Origin of the sequence: Glutamicibacter sp. FBE19 (genome assembly GCF_015524875.1) — a bacterium.
GTDB lineage: Bacteria > Actinomycetota > Actinomycetes > Actinomycetales > Micrococcaceae > Glutamicibacter > Glutamicibacter halophytocola.
The window spans coordinates 226,164-245,655 of sequence record NZ_JACKQN010000004.1; the positions used below are offsets into that span (position 1 = coordinate 226,164).

At 61.1% G+C, this 19,492-nt stretch carries 14 protein-coding genes and 3 riboswitches; of the genes, 7 read left to right on the forward strand and 7 right to left on the reverse strand.

Translation table 11 applies throughout. The features are described 5' to 3' along the window. Positions 1–112: 112 nt before the first annotated feature. Positions 113–1,936, forward strand: coding sequence for a gamma-glutamyltransferase (gene ggt / locus H6F58_RS09245; protein ID WP_195181616.1), 1,824 nt, complete (start codon positions 113–115; stop codon positions 1,934–1,936). 85 nt (positions 1,937–2,021) lie between these two features. On the opposite strand, the gene H6F58_RS09250 is transcribed toward ggt, so the two are convergent. Next, a complete protein-coding gene (locus H6F58_RS09250) occupies positions 2,022–3,422 on the reverse strand; it encodes an LLM class flavin-dependent oxidoreductase (protein WP_206693582.1) in 1,401 nt (466 codons plus the stop codon). 51 nt (positions 3,423–3,473) lie between these two features. Then, positions 3,474–4,814 (reverse strand): acyl-CoA dehydrogenase, encoded by a 1,341-nt coding sequence (locus H6F58_RS09255; RefSeq protein WP_195181618.1) that lies wholly within the window; start codon positions 4,812–4,814, stop codon positions 3,474–3,476. A 16-nt stretch (positions 4,815–4,830) separates the two neighbouring features. After that, positions 4,831–4,922, reverse strand: a riboswitch (SAM riboswitch). 267 nt (positions 4,923–5,189) lie between these two features. Further along, positions 5,190–5,292: riboswitch (SAM riboswitch) on the forward strand. Positions 5,293–5,310: 18 nt separating this feature from the next. Between H6F58_RS09255 and acs the strand changes: the two genes are divergently transcribed. Beyond that, positions 5,311–7,599 (forward strand): acetate--CoA ligase, encoded by a 2,289-nt coding sequence (gene acs / locus H6F58_RS09265; RefSeq protein WP_280521037.1) that lies wholly within the window; start codon positions 5,311–5,313, stop codon positions 7,597–7,599. Between the two features lie 73 nt (positions 7,600–7,672). Here the strand turns inward: acs and H6F58_RS09270 are convergent, their stop codons facing one another. Next, positions 7,673–9,529, reverse strand: coding sequence for a BCCT family transporter (locus H6F58_RS09270; protein WP_195181621.1), 1,857 nt, complete (start codon positions 9,527–9,529; stop codon positions 7,673–7,675). Positions 9,530–10,189: 660 nt separating this feature from the next. Here H6F58_RS09270 and H6F58_RS09275 point away from each other — a divergent pair. Together H6F58_RS09275 and katG are read left to right on the forward strand one after the other, a co-directional pair. After that, on the forward strand, positions 10,190–10,624 hold the full coding sequence (locus H6F58_RS09275; RefSeq protein WP_195181622.1) for a Fur family transcriptional regulator: 435 nt from the start codon (positions 10,190–10,192) through the stop codon (positions 10,622–10,624). 92 nt (positions 10,625–10,716) lie between these two features. Continuing rightward, on the forward strand, positions 10,717–12,897 hold the full coding sequence (katG, locus tag H6F58_RS09280; RefSeq protein WP_195181623.1) for a catalase/peroxidase HPI: 2,181 nt from the start codon (positions 10,717–10,719) through the stop codon (positions 12,895–12,897). A gap of 94 nt (positions 12,898–12,991) precedes the next feature. Here the strand turns inward: katG and H6F58_RS09285 are convergent, their stop codons facing one another. Continuing rightward, on the reverse strand, positions 12,992–14,329 hold the full coding sequence (locus tag H6F58_RS09285) for an MFS transporter (RefSeq protein ID WP_195181624.1): 1,338 nt from the start codon (positions 14,327–14,329) through the stop codon (positions 12,992–12,994). Positions 14,330–14,508: 179 nt separating this feature from the next. On the opposite strand from H6F58_RS09285, the gene H6F58_RS09290 reads away from it, so the two are divergent. Continuing rightward, a complete protein-coding gene (locus H6F58_RS09290; RefSeq protein ID WP_195181625.1) occupies positions 14,509–15,345 on the forward strand; it encodes a shikimate dehydrogenase in 837 nt (278 codons plus the stop codon). Positions 15,346–15,354: 9 nt separating this feature from the next. Here the strand turns inward: H6F58_RS09290 and H6F58_RS09295 are convergent, their stop codons facing one another. The 3 genes from H6F58_RS09295 to H6F58_RS09305 all read right to left on the reverse strand — a co-directional run bounded on the left by H6F58_RS09295 (position 15,355) and on the right by H6F58_RS09305 (position 17,135). Continuing rightward, a complete protein-coding gene (locus H6F58_RS09295; RefSeq protein ID WP_171919378.1) occupies positions 15,355–15,984 on the reverse strand; it encodes a methylated-DNA--[protein]-cysteine S-methyltransferase in 630 nt (209 codons plus the stop codon). Beyond that, positions 15,981–16,478: an RNA polymerase sigma factor gene (locus H6F58_RS09300; protein ID WP_060700416.1), complete on the reverse strand. Its 498-nt coding sequence runs from the start codon at positions 16,476–16,478 to the stop codon at positions 15,981–15,983. The genes H6F58_RS09295 and H6F58_RS09300 overlap by 4 nt, the downstream gene beginning before the upstream one ends. A 96-nt stretch (positions 16,479–16,574) precedes the next feature. Next, on the reverse strand, positions 16,575–17,135 hold the full coding sequence (locus tag H6F58_RS09305; protein WP_060700415.1) for a histidine phosphatase family protein: 561 nt from the start codon (positions 17,133–17,135) through the stop codon (positions 16,575–16,577). 111 nt (positions 17,136–17,246) lie between these two features. After that, positions 17,247–17,341: riboswitch (SAM riboswitch) on the forward strand. Between the two features lie 118 nt (positions 17,342–17,459). Between H6F58_RS09305 and H6F58_RS09310 the strand changes: the two genes are divergently transcribed. Further along, a complete protein-coding gene (locus H6F58_RS09310; protein WP_195181626.1) occupies positions 17,460–18,833 on the forward strand; it encodes an O-acetylhomoserine aminocarboxypropyltransferase/cysteine synthase family protein in 1,374 nt (457 codons plus the stop codon). Further along, a complete protein-coding gene (locus H6F58_RS09315; RefSeq protein ID WP_195181627.1) occupies positions 18,833–19,327 on the forward strand; it encodes a CoA-binding protein in 495 nt (164 codons plus the stop codon). Before H6F58_RS09310 ends, H6F58_RS09315 begins: the two co-directional genes overlap by 1 nt. Positions 19,328–19,492: the final 165 nt, after the last annotated feature.

The following is a 19,492-nucleotide window of genomic DNA, read 5'->3' on the forward strand; positions in this document are numbered from 1 at the left end:
GCGCGGAAATAGAGCATGCAATACAAAATGGCGCGTGTCACAACGCTGGCGAATCCAGTCCTTCCCGTAAATTGACGCATACTTCATCCCCACCTTTTCAGGAGATCAGAGTATGCAACGATCAAGTTTGCGCGCCCTGGCTGGCGCCGCGATTCTCTCCCTGGGCCTTGGCGCATTCAGCGCGATCCCGGCGAGCGCCGATCCACGGCACACCGAAAAGAATCCCACGGCCACCGGCACCGGTGGCGCGGTCTCTTCGGTAGATCCGGAAGCATCAGCGGCAGGCATCGAGGTACTGCGCAAGGGAGGCAACGCGGTAGACGCCGCGGTCGCCACAGCGGCGGCGCTGGGCGTGACCGAACCATACAGCGCGGGTGTCGGCGGTGGCGGCTATTTCCTGTATTACGACGCGGCTTCCGGCAAGGTCAGCACCATCGATGGGCGTGAAACTGCCCCAGCTGCTACCCCTCAGGACGCATTTATTGATCCGGCGACCGGCGAGCCCTACAACTTCACTCCGGAACTGGTCACCAGCGGTGTTGCCGTGGGCGTTCCGGGGACCGTAGCCACCTGGCAGCGTGCCCTGGACAATTGGGGCTCGCAAAGCCTGAAGCAGGTGCTGCGTCCGGCGACCCAGGTGGCTTCCCGCGGTTTTGTTGTTGATGAGACCTTCCGGGAACAAACCTTGGACAACAAGGAACGCTTCGAAGCCTTCGGCTCCACCAGCAAGCTTTTCCTCCCCGGTGGCGATGCGCCACAGGTGGGGAGCATCTTCAAGAACCCCGAGCTGGCCGATACCTATCGCCTGCTGGCCAAGGAAGGCCCAAAGGCGTTCTACCACGGTGATCTGGCCTCCGAAATCTCCCAGACGGTCCAGGCCCCGCCCAAGGTCGAGGACACCAAGCTGCCGGTCCCTGCCGGTTTTGTCAGCACCGAGGACCTCGCCAACTATGAGGTGTCCGAGCAGAAGCCAACCACGGTGGACTATCGCGGGCTGGACATCTTCGGCATGGCTCCCTCCTCCAGCGGTGGCACCACCATTGGCGAATCGCTGAATATCCTGGGCAACTACGACCTGTCCTCCATGGAACCCGCCGACGCCTTGCACCACTACTTCGAGGCCACCGCGCTGGCCTATGCGGATCGCGGCAAATACGTGGGTGACCCCGCCTTTGTGGATGTGCCGACCGAGACCTTGACCAGCGAGCTCTTCGGCGCCGACCGGGCCTGCGCGATCAACCCCGATCAGGCGGCCGCCAAGCCGGTGGCCCCGGGCGACATCGAGAATTTTGATGGCCAATGCCCGGCAGCTGCCGCTGAGCCGGCCGTTGAGCATGACACCGAGAACATCTCCACCACCCACCTGTCGGTGGTGGACCGCTGGGGGAACGTCGTGTCCTACACGCTGACCATCGAGCAGACCGGAGGGTCGGGCATGGTGGTGCCGGGGCGGGGCTTCCTGCTGAACAATGAGCTCACAGACTTCTCCACGGTCTATGACCCGGAAGATCCAAACCGCCTTGAACCGGGCAAGCGCCCGCGCTCCTCGATGGCGCCAACCATCGTGCTGCGTGACGGCGAGCCGGTGATGGCCATCGGTTCCCCCGGTGGGTCAACCATCATCACCACGGTGCTGCAGACGCTGCTCAACCGCTACGACCTGGGCATGGATATCAGCGAAGCCATCGCCGCCCCGCGGGCCTCGCAGCGCAATACCGCAGCGGTGACCGCAGAACCGGAATTCATCGCCCAGTACGGTTCGGCCATGGAGGCCTTCGGGCACAAGCTCACCCCGGCCGGGGACTCCTTCACCCCGCAGGCAGAGATCGGCGCGGTGGAAGCGGTCCAGATCAATGAGGATGGAACGCTGACTGCGGCGGCCGAGCCGGTGCGCCGTGGCGGAGGATCTGCCATGGTGGTGAATCCCGCCAACTAGGCTCCGGAAATGGCATCGGCTCCGTCCACCCTTCAAGGTGGAGGGAGCCGATGCCATTTTGAGGCCAGGGCCTCAGGCGGGATGCCTAGCCCTTAGCTGGCAGGCGGTTGGAGATCTTGTACTGCGCGGCGCGGTGGGTCTCCTTCACCCGGTCCCCTTCGCCAAAGAGCTTGTTGCGCAGCGAGCCCTGGGCGTATTCGGTCTTGTAGGCGCCGCGAGCCTGCAGCTCGGGAACCACGTATTCGACAACGTCCTCGAAGGTTGCCGGGGTGACCGCGTAGGCCAGATTGAAACCGTCAACGTCGGTATAGTCCACCCAGTCGATGAGCTTCTCGGCCACCTCGGCGCCCGAGCCGACGGTGATCGGGCCGAAGCCGCCCACGCCCACCCATTCGGCCAACTGGCGGATCGTCCACGGGTTGCCGTCGTCGCCGCTGGCCTTCTGGAAGGTTTCCACGGTGGACTGGATGGCGTTGGACTTCAGGTTGGCGCCCAATGGCTCATCCGGGTTCAGCTCCGACAGGTCAATGCCCATCCAGCCGGAGATCAGGACCTGTGCACCTTCAACGTCCGCATAGGACTTGTAATCCTCGTACTTGGCCTGGGCCTTCTCAGACGTCTCATCGGTGATGATGGTCTGCATCGCGAAGATCTTCACATCGTAGCGGTCGCGGCCGGCGGCCTCTGCGGCATCGCGGATCTTGGTGACGGTGGCCTTGAGGATTTCACGGGTCGGGCTGGTGACAAATACTGCTTCAGCGTTTTCCGAGGCGAACTTGATGCCGCGCGACGAGGCGCCGGCCTGGTAGATCACCGGGGTGCGCTGGATGGAAGGCTCGGTGATGGCGATTCCGGGCACCTTGAAGAATTTTCCTTCGTGCTCGATGCTGTGCACCTTGGCCGGGTCCGTATAGATCCCGGTTTCCTTGTTGTTCTGCACGGCGTCGTCTTCCCACGAGCCTTCGAGCAGCTTGTAGACGACCTCGAGGTATTCATCGGCGTGGTTGTACCGCTCGTCGTGCTCCATCTGGTCTTCCTGGCCCATGTTGCGGGCGGCCGATGGCAGGTACCCGGTCACGACATTCCAGCCCACGCGGCCGTTGGTCAGGTGGTCCAGGGTGGCCAGGCGGCGGGCGAAAGCGTAGGGGTGCTCGTAGGCGGTGCCCGCAGTGACGCCGAAGCCGAGGTTCTCGGTGACCGCTGCCATGGCGGAGACCAGCATCATCGGGTCATTGACCGGGGCCTGGGCGCCGGAGCGCAGCGGGGACTCATTAGTGCCGTTGAAAACATCGTAGGTACCCAGGACATCGGCGATGAACAGGCCGTCGAACTTGCCCTTTTCCAGTACCTTGGCCAGGTGGGTCCAGTAGCCGAGGGTGTTGTAGGTCGAGGCCTTGTCATCCGGGTGGCGCCACAGGCCTGGCGACTGGTGCACCACGCAGTTCATGTCGAATGCGTTGAAGAGAATTTCGCGCTGCTGGCTCATTGATGTTCCCCTTGCCATGGTTGGGTAGTGGTGAAGATTAGTGGTTCGCGCTCAGGCGCCGTGGGCTCGATGGTTGCTGTCTTCGCCGGTGACCGAGAGTCGTTGCGGCTGGACCGCATTGATCTCGTAGTCCCCCACAATGCGGGCCTTGTAAATGGCCGGGTTGTGGGTGGCGATGGTCCGGGCGTTGCGCCAGTGCCGGTCCAGGTTGCAGATGACGCTGGTCGAGGATGCGCCCAGGCCGTCAAAGAGCTTGCTGGTGGCACCGATGACGAGTGGCTGGACGATGGTTTGCGCCCGGTTGGCGGCCAGTTCGCAGACCGCATAGCGTTCTTCGTCGTTGAGCCCCGGATCTACCAGTGCGGCTTCGACTTCAAGGACGGCGCCGATCACGACCGAGTCCGCGGCGAAGGATTCCGCGGACACCTCGCCGACCAGTTGCAACACCTGTGGTTCGCGGTGCACCGGAACGCCGGTGCCGGTGGTGAAGATGCGGGTGCGGTTCTGCACCGAAATGCGCAGGTCGTTCAGGGCCGCCCGGGCGATACCTGCCTGCACGGCCATGAGCACCAGCTGGAAGATCGCCGCTTCGGAGTCGTTGCTCTGCTGCGGCATGAACGTGTCCACCGGGACCTGGTGGAACTCCGTGGTTCCGGTGCCGGTGAGCCCCTGGCCAAAGCCATCCCAGTCATCAAGGATCTTGACGCCGCTGTGCTGGGTGGAGACTACCGCGATCTGGCGCCCGGGCAGTTCCGGGTGGGCCACGGCCACGGTGGTCCAGTCGGCAAAAATGGTACCGGTGCAGTAGTACTTTTCACCGTCCACCAGCCAGCGGCCATCAATCTGGCTCACCTTGGTGTTCAGCGTGCCCAGGGCATTGCCACCGCGTTCGGTGTAGGCGTTGCCGACAATTTGCCCGGCGGCGATGCGGGCGGTCCACTTACTGCGCAGCTTTTGGTCGTCGAGGACCAGCACGTTTTCCACGAACGCGATATGCGCGCGCCACAGCTGGCCGACATGCGAGTCGGCTTCGGACAGCTCGATGAGCAAGCGGAACACGTCGACCAGGCGCGCGCCGTATCCGCCCTCGGCAACTGGGATGCGCAGTGCGCCGAAACGTTCGCGGTTGAGCAGGCCTACCTGCTCGAAGGGCAGAACGCGGTTGCGGTCGCGGTCCTTGGCGGTGCTGGCGATTTGCGCGAAGACCGGACGAAAGATTTCAGCCAGCCGGTCGTATTGCTCATCCGCGCCGGGGCCGGGGGTGACCTTGAGCAGTTGCCGCGTGGGCAGCTGCTCTTCGAAGTCGTCTAGTCCCATGGCGCTAGCCTGCGAAGGATCGCTGAGCTGGTTGAAGTCCAAACCGGAGGTGTTTGGCAACTCGCCAAATGACATTAAAAGTCCTCAATTCTTTCCATCGGTCCTGGCGGTAGCACCGTCTCCCTTTTCGGGTGGTTGCTGCGGCGTCGTCGAGCCAGATCTCTCAGCCGCTCTGGATGGGTCGTCATTCATTTGTAGCCGTAATAAACCGATGCATCCAAGCCACGAAGTCACATTTCGACCTTGGGCGGCTCCGGGATGACCGGCAGGTTGAACAGCCAATGGCGCATCATGCCGAAGATGAATTGCCCATATTCGCCCATTATCGATCAAACCGGCATTCAATGAAATAAATAACGAAATATCCCGCGCATGTGGCACAGTTATCGAAGATTTTTCATGTTACGCAAGATTTGCATTCAATTCCTTCGAAACCCTGTAATAGACGTGTAACCATCCCGAGCGGCCGAGAGATCTGGCTCAGTGACGCCGCAGCAACCACCTATGGAGGACACCTTCCATAGGCCGGTGCTACCGCCAGGACCGATGGAGATGATCATGGCACTGTGCTTTGCGCAGCCTCAAATGCAGTACCTGGGCCTCGCGTCCATGGCACTGGGCGCCGGCCTCGTCAATTTCTCGCGCAGATTCGCCACCACGGCACAGAGCCGCACCGCGCTTTCAGGCTCGCAGCCACAACGGGCTATGGGCAAAGACCGGCAATTCGCCTCGGCCAAGAACCTCCAGGGCACAAGCAACACCTGGCCTTCCTCGGAATACTTGCCGTTGCCCTGCTCGCTGCCTCCGAACGCCGCGCCATAAAAGCCCCGGGCCCGAGGGCACTAGCGATCAAGTACCAAACCAGCCACCGAATAGACACTCCAAGGAATACTCTGTAATGACCATCGAATCGGCACCAACCTCTGCATTTGCCTCTGAGGAAGCACGCCAAGCATTCTGGGACGACGCGGCACGCCTCCTTGATTGGGACACCAGCTGGCATACCACCAGCCAGATCCTCCCAGCTGACCCGGAAGCCAAGCGCGGACCGCAGATCTCCTGGTATCTGGGTGGCAAGCTCAATGCCGCGGTGAACTGCGCCGACCGGCATGTGGCCGCCGGCCGCGGAGACAAGGTCGCACTGTATTTCGAGGGCGAACCCGGCGACCGGGTGGCCGTCACCTACAAGAACCTGCAAGAACGCATCAGCCAGGCCGCCCACGCTTTGGAATCCTTGGGCGTGGTCAAGGGCGACCGCGTGGTCATCTACCTTCCGGTCCTCATCGAAACCGTCGTCATCACGCTGGCCTGCGCCCGCATCGGCGCCGTCCATTCGCTGGTCTTCGGCGGATTCTCTGCCGAAGCGTTGAAGTTCCGCGTGGAAGACACGAAGGCCAAGGTGCTGGTGACCACCGATGGCCAATTCCGCCGCGGCGCCTCGGTGCCGGTCAAGGACAATGCCGACGAAGCGGTCTCCGGCGAGAATGAGATCGAAAAAGTGCTGGTCATTCGACGCACCGGCGATCAGATCCCGTGGACCGAAGGCCGCGACGTCTGGTGGCACGATGTTGTCGACACCCAGCCCACCGAACATGAAGCGCAGTTCTTCGACTCTGAAACTCCGCTGTTCATCATGTACACCTCCGGAACCACCGGACAGCCCAAGGGCCTGGTGCACACCACCGGTGGCTACCTGACCCAGGCTGCCGCCAGCTACAACATGCTCTTCGCCAACCCGGATGCCTCCCAGCGCGAGAATGACGTGCACTGGTGCACCGCGGACCTGGCATGGATCACGGCCCACACCTATGAGATCTATGGACCGCTATCCAACGGCGTCACCCAGGTGATTTATGAAGGCGTGCCCAACGCGCCGCATCCCGGACGCCACTTCGAAGTCATCGAACGCTACAAGGTCACCAGCTACTACACGGCCCCGACCTTGGTCCGCTCGTTGATGGGCTGGTTCCCCGAGGGCATTCCCAAATCCTACGACCTGTCCTCCATCAACGTCGGCGGCACCGTTGGCGAAGCGGTTAACCCGGAGGCCTGGCGGTGGCTGCGCGAACAGCTTGGCCGCGATACCCCGGCAGGCATTCCGATGGTGGATACCTGGTGGCAGTCCGAGTCCGGGGCGACGGTCCTCTCCCCTTTGCCGACCGACGACTACTTCAAGCCAGGATGCGCCGCCCGTGCCCTGCCGGGCGTTTCCGTGGACATCGTTGATGCCCAGGGACAGCGAGTTGAGCCCAACACCCAGGGCAATATTGTCATCACCCGCACCGGCCCGTCCATGGCGCGTACGGTATGGGGCAACCCTGAACGCTACTACACCAGCTACTGGGAGAAGTACGTCCAGCAAGGCTGGTTCCTCGCAGGCGATGGGGCACGTTTTGACGAGGATGGAGATATTTTCATCCTGGGCCGCACCGATGACGTGATCAATATTTCCGGGCACCGGTTATCGACCATTGAAATCGAGTCTGCGCTGGTCACCAACCCCGGCGTCGTCGAGGCCGGAGTCTGCCCCACCCCGGATGCAAAAACCGGACATGCGGCCACCGCCTTCGTGGTGCCCCTGGACAAGTCGCTGATTGGCGAAAACCCTGATGAGCAGCTCGCCGCGCGCCAGGCACAATTCATAGCTGAACTTCGTTCCACGGTAGCCACCCAGATAGGCCCGATTGCCAAGCCGCGCGATGTGCTGCTGGTACCGGATGTTCCCAAAACCCGTTCGGGCAAGATCATGCGCCGCTTGCTCACGCAGCTATTTGAAGGAACCACGCTGGGTGACACCACCAGCCTGCAGAATGAACCGTGCATTCCCGAGATCAATGCAATCTGCCGGGCACGCCGCTAAAGCGCAACTGAAGAAAATCCGCTTTAAATAGTCGAAGCCACGTCCCGCGGGACGTGGCTTCGACTATTTAAAGCTAGGAATCCTTGGATTCGGAAGAATCCGTGGACGGTTCCACAACAGCCTCGGTAACTATCACCTGAGCTGAATCCACCACACCATCTTCTGGCTTCCCGGCCGGCTTGATGATGGGAATCTCGGTGGTCATCAGGCTGAACTGGCTGCCTTCGTGCCGGTCCACGCCCTGGGTCACCGATTGCTCAAGCACTGTGCGGGCCACCTTGCCGCGCAAGATCAGCGGATCGCGGCTCAGGTCCTTCCATAGTGCGACGCACAACAGCAGCATCACGATCACGAACGGCAAGGCCGAGACAATCGTGATGTTCTTCAGGCCGTTGAGCGCCTCGGCCGGATGATCGCCACCCGCCAACAGCATGACTGCGGCAACAGCACCGGTGGCCACACCCCAGAAGACCACGGACTTCTTGGTCGGCTCCTCGGCTCCGCGCTCGCTCAAGGCACCCATCACGATGGAAGCCGAGTCGGCGCCGGTGACGAAGAAGATCGCGATCAGCAAGACCGTGACGATCATCAGCACCGTGGCAATCCAGCCGGAGAGCGGAAGCGCATTAAGCAGATCGAAGAGGATCAGGTCGAAGTTGATGTCCGGAGCCCCATCCACCACCTTGGCCAGCGCCTCGCCGGTGTTGCCTGCACGCTCCGCGCGTTCCTGCAAGCCAATGGCGCCACCGCCGAAGATGGAGAACCACAGCAGGGTGACAGCCGATGGAACCAGCAGCACGCCGGTGACAAACTGGCGGATGGTGCGGCCACGCGAAATGCGAGCGATGAACAGGCCAACGAATGGGCTCCATGAGATCCACCAAGCCCAGTAGAAGACAGTCCAGGAGGACAGCCAGCTGGACATGGTGCCGTCGCCAGAGGCCGCGGTACGCGAAGCCATCTCTGGAAGGTCGCCAATGAATGCGCCCACGGCGTTCGGGACGACGTTGAGGATGAATAGCGTTGGGCCGCCAATGAACACGATCAGCGCCAGGATCACTGCCAAGACCATGTTGATGTTCGACAGCCACTGGATGCCGCGCTCGATGCCGGAGACAGCCGAAGCGACAAACAATGCGGTAAGGATCGCGATGATCACTACCAGGACGCCGGAGCCAACCTTTTCAAGGATGCCAGCGGACTGGATGCCGCCACCAATCTGCAGTGCGCCCAGGCCCAGCGAACAGGCGGAGCCGAAAAGGGTAGCGATAATGGCGAGGATATTAATGGTGCGGCCGCCCCAGCCGTGCACAATGCGCTCTCCGAAGACGGAGGAGAACATTGCCGAGAACAGCTGCGGGCGCCCCAGGCGGAAACTGCCGTAGGCCATGCCCAAGCCGACGATGGCATACATCGCCCACGGGAACAGCGTCCAGTGGAAGAGCGTGGTGCCCATGGCGGTGCTCAATGCAGCGTCGGTAGACCCTTCAACGGTGCCTGGCGGCGGTGACATGTAGAAGAACAGCGGTTCTCCCACGCCATAGAACACCAAGCCGATGCCCATGCCGGTAGCAAACATCATGGAGATCCATGAAACCGTGCTGAATTGCGGTTTTTCGTCGTCCTTGCCCAGCGGGATGCGCCCGAAGTTCTTCGCAGCGACCACGATGACAAATATTGCGAATACCGAGGCTGCAATGATAAACAGCCAACCAGTGTTGGTGATGACCCAGTTAAGGGCCACGTCTGCGGCTTTACCCAAGCCTTCGGGGGTAACGAAACCCCAAATGATAAATGCCAGCGCCAAGGCGCCAGCGATTCCGAATACCCAATAGTCGGTTCCTGAAACCGAATATTTCTTTGGTCGTCGTTGTCGAGCTGAATGCAGCTCGCCGACGAGGTCTTCAAATGATTGATCCGTCTGCTTCATTGCGTTCTTCCTTCACTGGTAAGGCTCGGCGAACGAAATCCTGCCGGCGCCCGGCGAGTTATCGCTTCGAGGGGACGCGATTGCCCTGCAGTGTGCTTGATTGCGAATTGCTTATCGGTGTCGATTCACTGAATCCAAATCTAGCGTCAGAGGGTGCTGATTGATACAACTAACCCTGCATATTGCCACGGGAATGTTACCGGTGACCCGACGCTATTTCTTCTCGAATTGTCACAATAAATCCTAAATAGGCCTTTTTAAGCATGGTCGACCCACACCCATTGGTCAAACCAGAGCGCCTGATTCTCGGGGTTTTTGCGGCAAGCACCCCGTTCATGGCGTACTGCTCATAGGCCGTTCACAGCCATGTGAGCTTGCTCGCGTGTGCATAATTCCTGCCCGAAGTCGCCCAGAATTCCAGATCCCGCTCAGCGAAATCCGATGCCCGATTCCTTGGCGAATTCTGCCGAGGCCGGACTCCTCGTTCGGTTTTTGCGGTATCTTCGGCCGCTACGCCAAACACAAAATATATATTCTGAAATGAGAATATTTACTAACCAGGGCAGAACACCAGAAGTTCATCAAGGAACATCGCGTAGCAACCTGAAATACATCTCTACTTATCTTGACTCATTCAAGATAAGCGGTCATGCTGAAGATATGACATCTCTGGACGGGATCGAGCAAGTGCTCAAGGCTGCCTCTATGCGAGTCACGCAACCACGCGTTGCGGTACTCGCTGCGGTTGCCGCGCACCCTCACGCGGACACCGAAACAATTATTTCGGCGGTCCACAGTGAGCATCCCACGGTGTCACACCAGGCGGTCTACGATTCGCTCAAGCTGTTCACCAGTTTGGGCGTCATCCGCCAGATACAGCCTCAAGGGCATATCGCACGCTACGAAACCCGCGTCGGCGACAACCATCATCACGTGGTGTGCCGCCAGTGCGGAACCCTAGCTGACGTCGACTGCGCTGTCGGCGGAGCCCCTTGTTTGCACGCGTCGGATGACCACGGCTTCAAGATCGATGAAGCCGAAGTCATCTATTGGGGCATCTGCCCCGAGTGCCAGGCTAAGAATCTCGGCGGGTAGCCGCACGGCCCCAAAACTTTGTCATCATTCGGGACCCCCTCGGGCGATGAACATCGAACCACAAACCCCAAAGAATCCGGAAGGAAGAGCATATGTCTGAGACAACAGCAGGTCAGTGCCCGGTTGTAGGCAACACCGGTCGAGTACACCCGACCCAGGGAAACGCCAACACCGAGTGGTGGCCAAATAAGCTGAATCTGAAGATCCTTGCAAAGAATCAGGAGGCTACCAACCCCCTGGATGCAGACTTCGATTACATCAAGGCTTTCGAAGCTCTGGATCTGGCAGCAGTCAAGGCTGATCTCGCCGAGGTCATGACCAAGTCCTACGACTGGTGGCCAGCTGACTTCGGCCACTACGGCCCCTTCCTGATTCGCATGGCTTGGCACTCTGCCGGCACCTACCGCTCGCACGACGGCCGCGGTGGCGGATCTGCAGGCCAGCAGCGCTTCGCTCCGCTGAACTCGTGGCCAGATAACGTGAACCTGGATAAGGCTCGCCGCCTGCTGTGGCCAGTGAAGAAGAAGTACGGCCAGTCCATCTCCTGGGCTGACCTCATGATCCTGGCCGGCAACGTCGCGCTGGAAGACATGGGCTTTGAGACCTTCGGCTTCGCCGGTGGCCGCAAGGACGTCTGGGAACCAGACGAAGACGTTTACTGGGGTCCTGAGAAGGTATGGCTGGAAAGCGAACGCTACACCGGCGCCCGCAACCTCGACGCACCACTGGCAGCTGTCCAGATGGGCCTGATCTACGTCAACCCAGAAGGCCCGGACGGCGTTGCCGACCCACTGGCTTCCGCAGCGGATATCCGTGAAACCTTCCGCCGCATGGGCATGGACGACGAGGAAACCGTCGCCCTGATTGCCGGTGGCCACACCTTCGGCAAGACCCACGGTGCCAGCGCCGAGTCGCACAAGAGCGGCGACCCGGAAGCTTCCCCGCTGGAAATGCAGGGTCTGGGCTGGAAGTCCGACTTCGGTACCGGCAACGGCGATGACACCATCGGCTCCGGCCTGGAAGTTACCTGGACCTACCACCCAACCCGTTGGGACAACGAGTTCTTCCACATCCTCTTCGCTTACGAGTGGGAACTGTTCCACTCCCCTGCCGGCGCCCAGCAGTGGCGTCCAAAGGACAACGGCGGAGCCGACATGGTTCCAATGGCCCACAACTCCTCGGTTCGCCGCGAGCCACGCATGCTCACCAGCGACCTGGCCCTGCGCTTCGATCCTTCCTACGAGAAGATCTCCCGCGAGTTCAAGGACAACCAGGACAAGTTTGCCGACGCCTTCGCTCGTGCGTGGTTCAAGCTGACCCACCGCGACATGGGCCCGAAGTCCCGCTACTTCGGTCCAGAGGTTCCAGCAGAAGATCTGCTGTGGCAGGATCCACTGCCAGCTGCACCAGAAACCACCCTGGGCGCTGCAGAAGTTTCGGCACTCAAGAACCTGATCAAGGAATCCGGCCTGAGCGTACAGCAGCTGGTCTCCACCGCTTGGAAGGCAGCGGCAACCTTCCGCTCCTCGGACAAGCGCGGCGGCGCCAACGGCGGACGCATCCGTTTGGAACCACAGGTTTCCTGGAGCGTGAACCAGCCAGAGCAGCTCAAGCCAGTGATCGCAAAGCTGGAAGAAATCGTTGACGACTTCAACGCTACTTCCGCGATCAAGACCTCCTTCGCCGACGTTGTGGTTTTGGCCGGCAACGTAGGTGTTGAGCTGGCAGCTTCGGCTGGCGGCCAGCAGATCGAGGTTCCTTTCACTCCGGGTCGCGTTGACGCTACCCAGGAGCAGACCGATGTCGAGCAGTTCGCATGGCTGGAGCCAGTAGCTGACGGATTCCGCAACTACGACTCGGGCTTCTTGAACCTGCCTTCCGAGTACCTGCTGCTGGACCGCGCCAATCTGCTGGGCCTGACCGCACCGGAAACCACCGTGCTGGTGGGCGGGCTGCGCGTACTGGGCAACAACTGGGATGGCTCGAACACCGGCGTATTCACCGATACCCCGGGCGTGCTGACCAACGACTTCTTCGCCAACCTGCTGGAACTGGGCCTTGAATGGACCCCGGATGCAGAAGAGAAGACCTACGCAACCACTGACGGCCGCTGGGTCGGCAGCCGCGTAGACCTGGTCTTCGGCTCGAACTCCGAGCTGCGCGCACTGGCCGAGGTTTATGCTTCGGACGATGCCAAGCAGAAGTTCGTCAAGGACTTCGCTGCAGCCTGGGCGAAGCTCATGGACGCAGATCGTTTCGAACTGCGCAAGTAAGCAGCCCCAGGGCTGAAAGCTGTGGCCGCCACTTCCGAATTTATCGGAGGTGGCGGCCACAGCCGTTTAAGGAATTAGTTCGCGAAGACCGTGATCAGGGAACCGGGTTGCCCAGCTCCCGCAGCTCCGTCTTGCTGGTTTCCCGCGCCCATGCCGCGCCAGCAACCGCGAGAATCGATGAAGCGGCGACAATCCAGGCCGCTGGGCCCCAGTTGGCCGACACGCCGCCAACAAGTGCCGTGGCCAGCAGCGGGGTAAAGCCGGCACAGAGGATACCGACCTGCAGCCCAATGGCCATTCCCGAATAGCGGACCTTCACGTTGAACAGTTCAGAGAACCACGCCGGGTACACGGAATTCGAGGCTGCGTACGTTCCGGCCGTAATCAGCATGCTGGATACAAAGACCATGGCCAGATTGCCCGTGGAAATCGTCAGGAAGTACACGAAGATCATCACGCCAGAACCCAGCACGCCTCCGATAAACACCTTCTTGCGCCCGAAATTATCCGAGAGCCGGGCAAAGAACGGCTGGCTGACAATGGCAACCACGTTTCCTGCGATACTCACCCACAACATGGTCGCCGCGGGAATGCCGACGGACACTGCATAAGCCAACCCGAAGGACTGCATGAACGTATTCGTGACCACCTGGAAGGACATCAGCGCCACTTGCATGAACTGGGCCGGGTGAGTGGTGATCATCTTGGTGAAAGGAAGCTTCACCAGCTGTTCTTCTTCCTGCTTTTCCTCAAATACCTCGGGCTCCTCCAAGGAGCGGCGCACCAGGAAGGCGGCCACGAGAACCAGCAATGACAGCCAGAATGGGATTCGCCAGCCCCAGGCCAGACGCGCCGGCTCGTCCATCGCCGCTACCGGAAGGAACGCGATCGAGGCCAGAACGATGCCAAAGGAAATGCCGCTCATCGCAAAGCTGGCGAAAAATCCACGACGGCCTTCCGGAGCTTCCTCGGTGGATAGCGCCGACGCGCCGGCGGTCTCCGCACCGGCAGAAAGCCCCTGCATCAAGCGCAGGATCACCAGAAGCGCCGGGGCCCAGTATCCAGCAGTCGAGAAGTCGGGCAGCACACCGATGAGGAAGGTTGCCGAGCCCATCAGCACCAAGGTCATCACCAGCGTTGCCTTGCGCCCAATCTTGTCACCGAGATGCCCGAAGAACACTGCGCCGAAAGGCCTGGCGATGTAGGCGACGCCGAAAGTCGCAAAGGATGCAAGCAGGGCGATGGTCGCGTCCCCTGAAGGGAAGAAGATCTTGGAAAAGATCAGCGAGGCGGCCGTCGCGTAGATGAAGAAATCGTAGTATTCCAGCGCGCCGCCGAGGAATCCCGCGAGCGCAGCCTTCTTGGCGCGCTTGAGCCTGCGCCGCTGTTCCTCGTCGAGGCTGGCGCTCGAATGGCTGATGGTCTTGCTCATGGGATGTCCTTCCACAGCAGCAGGGATGCTTTCCGTCCTGCACTAATGTTAGTTGTACGGTATACGCACAAACGTGCGATATGCGACAATAGTTAAAGTACAGCAAGGTGAGGCGAGTCACAAGAGGTGTGGCGGTTTCCGTAATCCATGCTGGGCAAGCTCGTCTCGAAAGGACAACAATGAGCCACTCCATCAACGCAACACAGCTGTTCATCATTGGTTCCCATGCTTCGCAAACCATGTCGCCGGATCTCTGGAATCCTGTGTTCGAGGCGCTGGGCAATCACTGGAGCTACGAGCCACGGGACGTTCCCGCGCACAGCCCCATGCAGGAAATCCGCAACAGCCTGCTCTCAACGGAAGTCATAGGCGCCAACGTGACCATGCCGCATAAGCAGTGGGCAGCAGGCATCGCCGACGAACGCTCCGAACAGGTCAGCCTCAGTGGAGCAGCCAATCTATTGATCCGCCAGGGCGGAAAACTCCATGCCTACAACACCGATCTAATTGCGGTGGCAACCAAACTGGCTACCAGAATGCATGATCACGTTGTATTCCTCGGTGCCGGAGGCGCGGCCCGCGCAGCCCTGGTTGCGCTCCAAGGACATATCGGCACCGTCACCATCGCGGACCGTGATCAAGAAGCGGCCAACCAGCTGCTCTCCTTGGCCACCCACATGGGAGTCCCGGGCAAGAGCGTGGATTGGCCCCGGGCATCGCAGGCCGCAGCGCAGGCTTCCCTCATCATTAATGCCACGCCCATCGGCAAGCATGCCGAAGACGGGGCCGCTTGGGGCACCGCGCAGCTGCTTCCAGGCACCTATGTCTATGATTTTGTGTACAGCGCGCACACGACCGGAACCATCAAGGCTGCCATCGAGCAAGGCCTGGAATATTCCGACGGCTGGGAGCATTTGCTGCTTCAAGCCGAAGCCATGGTCCCGCTGCTTGGCTTGCCTGAGCAGGGCAAGACCCAGCTCCAGCACTCGCTTCAGCGCATCCGCGCCAACAACTGAGCGAGAAGCCTAGAAGAGGGTGCCTGGCGTACCGCCGAAGCGGGGATTTTCCAGTGTCAGCAATTCCGTCTTCGCTTCAAGTCCGCCAAGATAGCCGCCCAGTGATCCATCGGTGCGCAATACCCGGTGGCAGGGCAGGACAATGGGAATCGGATTGGTCGCGCAGGCCGAGCCTACGGCGCGCACGGCCTTGGGATTGCCAATGCGCTGCGCCATCTGCGAGTAGCTCCACGTCTGCCCGTAGCCGATCATGCCCAGTTCCAGCTGCACCCGGCGGCGGAAGTCGGTGGAAAGCTTCAGGTCCAGAGGCACATCGAAGTTGTGCCGGGTTCCGGCAAAGTACTCATCGAGTTGCCGGGCCACAGCATCCAAACGCGCGGGGTCCTTGAGAATGCGCGGGCTGAGCTTCTGGGCGAGCACCTCGAGAATCCTCTCATGGCCCTCGGTTTCAAAAGCTACCCGCACCAGGCCGGCTGGGGTGCTGGCCAGCAGCAAAGACCCTATCGGGCTATCAACGACTCGGTAGGAAATATCGACAAGATCCCCGGCCTGCGCCTTGGCCCGCAGCTCGATTCCCAGCTGCTCCAGAACTTGGGCCTCTTCTCCGGTTGCCGAAGAGTTGATCGGTGCATCAGTCATGACTTCTCCTGCCACAGTGTGTCATCGCCGAGCAATCGGCGAAGGTTCTTGAGCCCGTCGCTGCCCGCTCGCCGCGCGGCGGCTTCAGTGCCAGAAACCATTTGGGCAATCTGCGCATAGGTCAGTCCGCCCAGATACCTGTAGCCGACCACCAGCCGCTGCTTCTCGGGGAGCCTGCCTACTTCCTGCCAGAGCTGGAGATTCTCCAGCTGCAGTGCCGGTTGCGGCTCGCCATCAATCTGGTCCCACTGATGATGGTCGACGAGGATCTCCGGCTTGTTCTTGCGCAGCTCATCGATGGCCTTGTTCCGTGCAATGCGGACCAGCCAGGCCAGGACGTTGGCGTCCTCGGCAAGCTGCGGATAGGCCTTGAGCGCTGAAAGGAAAGTTTCGGACCAGGCATCCTGGGCGCGATGCTCATCGAGCAGGGCGCGGCAAACGCGAAGCACGTTCAGCCCGTAATCCTGGACTATCCGCTCAAACGGCACTTGCATGGCTCTCCTGAAGGTCGGCACCTTTACGGGCTTTCACCATGTAAACGCATCGCGGAGCAAAAATGTGAGGTGGCGATAGGAAAAACTTCTGGGCCCCTAGCAGCTGACCAGATCCAGCCCTTCAGCCAGTTCGCGCAGGCGCTGGATGTCAATCTCGATGACCTCGCCATTGTCCACGCCGCGCGGCAGCTTGGTTCCGGCCAGCGCATCACGAATGGCGCGCATGGTGGCTCCATGGCTGACCACGGCCACCTTCCTGCCCGCATGCTCGATCGACAGATCAACCAAGGCAGGAATTGCCCTGCGCAGGATCTCGTCGATTGGCTCCAATTGATCCTGGAGCGCGGCCGATTCCTCATCGCTCACCTGGGCCATGATCCGGCCTTCGAGCGGTCCGAAACCGCGTTCAATCAATTCCGGGACGCTCCGGCCGGTCTCCGCCTCCAGCTCCCGGGCGATCAACGCGGCGGTTTCCTGCGCGCGGCCCAGCGGGGATGCCAGCACCAGGGAGAACCCCTGGCCTTGAAGTTCGCGCCCTACACCGCGGGCTTGTTCGCGTCCGGTGTCGTTGAGCGGAATGTCGGTGCGCCCCTGAAGGCGGCCGGCCAGATTCCAATCGGTCAGCCCGTGTCTGATCAATACCAGCGCAGTATCCATGACTCAAGCGTACCGGCGAGCACAGTGATCGAAGAATCTCCGGCACTACGTCCAATACGCAACGTTAAGACTCATAGTTAGGTCATGAACGGTCATGTTGCGAAGATTGTTACACCATCCCGAGCGGCTGAGAGATCTGGTTCGTTGACGCCGCAGCAACCTGCCACATCCGGTGGTTACGGTGCTACCGCCAGAAACGATGCAGCCGCCTGTCTTGTTCAACCACAGCAAGAAGCGACATTGATTCCGGGATTCCTGCCTCGATCGCACCACCGCCGGGCGGTGAAGCGCGAAAACCCCGTCGACAAGGAGTCGTAAGCCATCATGGCAGATCACAAGTTTGGATTCCGCACCCGCGCATTGCACGCCGGTGGCACCCCCGATGCGGAGCACGGCGCCCGCGCAGTACCCATCTACCAGAGCACCTCATTTGTCTTCAAGGACGCCGACGACGCGGCCAACCTCTTCGCGCTGCAGAAGTACGGAAATATCTACTCGCGCATCGGCAACCCGACCGTCGCGGCTTTCGAGGAGCGCATGGCCTCGCTGGAGGGCGGCATCGGCGCTGTAGCCACCGGCTCCGGCATGGCCGCCGAGTTCGTGACCTTCGCCGCCCTGGCCCAGGCCGGCGACCACATCGTGGCCTCCTCGAAGCTCTACGGAGGAACCATCACCCAGCTTGATGTTTCGCTGCGCCGCTTTGGCATCAACACCACCTTCGTCGATTCCAATGACCCAGCCGACTTCGAAGCGGCCATTGAAGAGAACACCAAGGCGGTGTACACCGAGGTGGTGGCCAACCCCTCGGGCGACATTGCCGACCTGAAGGGCCTGGCCGAGGTGGCGCACCGCCACCTGATCCCGCTGGTGGTCGACTCCACGCTCACTCCCCCTTATATCCTGCGCCCTATCGAGCACGGGGCCGATATTGTCATCCACTCGGCAACCAAGTTCATTGGCGGCCACGGCACGACCCTCGGCGGCGTGGTCATCGAGTCCGGCAAATTCGACTGGGGCAACGGCAAGTTCCCCGCGATGACCGAACCGGTGGCCAGCTACGGCAACGTTTCCTGGTGGGCCAACTTCGGCGAATACGGCTTCCTCACCAAGCTGCGCAGCGAGCAGCTGCGCGACTTCGGCCCGGCCCTGCCGGCCCAGTCGGCATTCCAGCTCTTGCAGGGCCTGGAAACCCTGCCCCAGCGCATGGACAACCACTTGGCCAATGCCAAGCAGGTCGCCGCCTGGCTCGAAGCTGATCCACGGGTCACCTACGTGAACTACGCCGGACTGGAATCCCACCCGCAGCATGCCCACGCCACGGAACTGCTGCCCATGGGTGTCGGTTCGGTCTTCAGCTTTGGCGTGAAGGGCGGACGCCAAGCCGGCTCCAAGTTCATCGAGGCCCTGCAGCTGGCCAGCCACTTGGCCAATATCGGCGATGCCCGCACCCTGGTGCTGCACCCGGCCTCCACCACCCACCAGCAGCTCAGCGCAGACCAGCTGATTGCCGCCGGCGTCCCCGAAGACCTGATCCGCCTGTCGGTGGGCCTGGAAGATGTCGAAGACATCCTCTGGGATCTGGACCAGGCTTTGGCCGCCTCCCAGGAAGCAATCTCCGGTTCCGCCGATGAATTTGCGGAACCGCCCTATGATGGTGCCGCGTGCGCCATTCCTGCAGCCCCGAAGGGAGCCAACTAATGAGCACCACCGAACGCACCTGGGAAGGCCCGGGAGCCGCGCAACGGCTGAACATCCTGCGCGAAACCAAGTCCATCGCCATCGTGGGAGCCTCCAACAAGCCATCGCGGGCCAGCTACTTCGTAGCGACCTTCCTGCTGTCCTCATCCAAGTACAAGGTGTACTTCATCAACCCGGTGCTGGATGAGATCCTGGGCCAGCCGGTGTACAAGTCCCTCGCGGACCTGCCAGAGGCTCCGGATCTGGTGGAGGTCTTCCGCAAGCATGATGACCTGCCATCGGTTTTGGATGAGGCATTGGCCGTGGGCGCGAAGACCCTATGGCTGCAGCTGGGATCATGGCATGAGGACGTGGCCCGCCGTGCCGAGGCCGCAGGCATGAATGTCGTGATGGACCGCTGCGTGAAGATCGAACACGCCCGCTTCCACGGCGGCCTGCGCCTGGCCGGGTTCAATACCGGCGTGATTTCCTCCAAGCGCCAGGTGCTCGCCTAGGCGATCCCAGGCCGCTGGTTCGAGTGGCGGACAACCTTTATGGTTGTCCGCCACTCGCCATTTCCAGGAGGATTCAGCGCAATATTCCGCCGTGCCGCCAGGCACGCACATCGAGGCGGGCCTTGCTATGCCGCGCACCCCTTTAACCGCCACTATTGAACGTCC

Coding starts and splice junctions, on each gene's coding strand:
- ggt (WP_195181616.1), top strand. CDS start 113: ATGCAACGATCAAGTTTGCGCGCCCTGGCTGGCGCCGCGATTCTCTCC.
- H6F58_RS09250 (WP_206693582.1), bottom strand. CDS start 3,422: ATGAGCCAGCAGCGCGAAATTCTCTTCAACGCATTCGACATGAACTGC.
- H6F58_RS09255 (WP_195181618.1), bottom strand. CDS start 4,814: ATGTCATTTGGCGAGTTGCCAAACACCTCCGGTTTGGACTTCAACCAG.
- H6F58_RS09270 (WP_195181621.1), bottom strand. CDS start 9,529: ATGAAGCAGACGGATCAATCATTTGAAGACCTCGTCGGCGAGCTGCAT.
- H6F58_RS09275 (WP_195181622.1), top strand. CDS start 10,190: ATGACATCTCTGGACGGGATCGAGCAAGTGCTCAAGGCTGCCTCTATG.
- katG (WP_195181623.1), top strand. CDS start 10,717: ATGTCTGAGACAACAGCAGGTCAGTGCCCGGTTGTAGGCAACACCGGT.
- H6F58_RS09285 (WP_195181624.1), bottom strand. CDS start 14,329: ATGAGCAAGACCATCAGCCATTCGAGCGCCAGCCTCGACGAGGAACAG.
- H6F58_RS09290 (WP_195181625.1), top strand. CDS start 14,509: ATGAGCCACTCCATCAACGCAACACAGCTGTTCATCATTGGTTCCCAT.
- H6F58_RS09295 (WP_171919378.1), bottom strand. CDS start 15,984: ATGACTGATGCACCGATCAACTCTTCGGCAACCGGAGAAGAGGCCCAA.
- H6F58_RS09300 (WP_060700416.1), bottom strand. CDS start 16,478: ATGCAAGTGCCGTTTGAGCGGATAGTCCAGGATTACGGGCTGAACGTG.
- H6F58_RS09305 (WP_060700415.1), bottom strand. CDS start 17,135: ATGGATACTGCGCTGGTATTGATCAGACACGGGCTGACCGATTGGAAT.
- H6F58_RS09310 (WP_195181626.1), top strand. CDS start 17,460: ATGGCAGATCACAAGTTTGGATTCCGCACCCGCGCATTGCACGCCGGT.
- H6F58_RS09315 (WP_195181627.1), top strand. CDS start 18,833: ATGAGCACCACCGAACGCACCTGGGAAGGCCCGGGAGCCGCGCAACGG.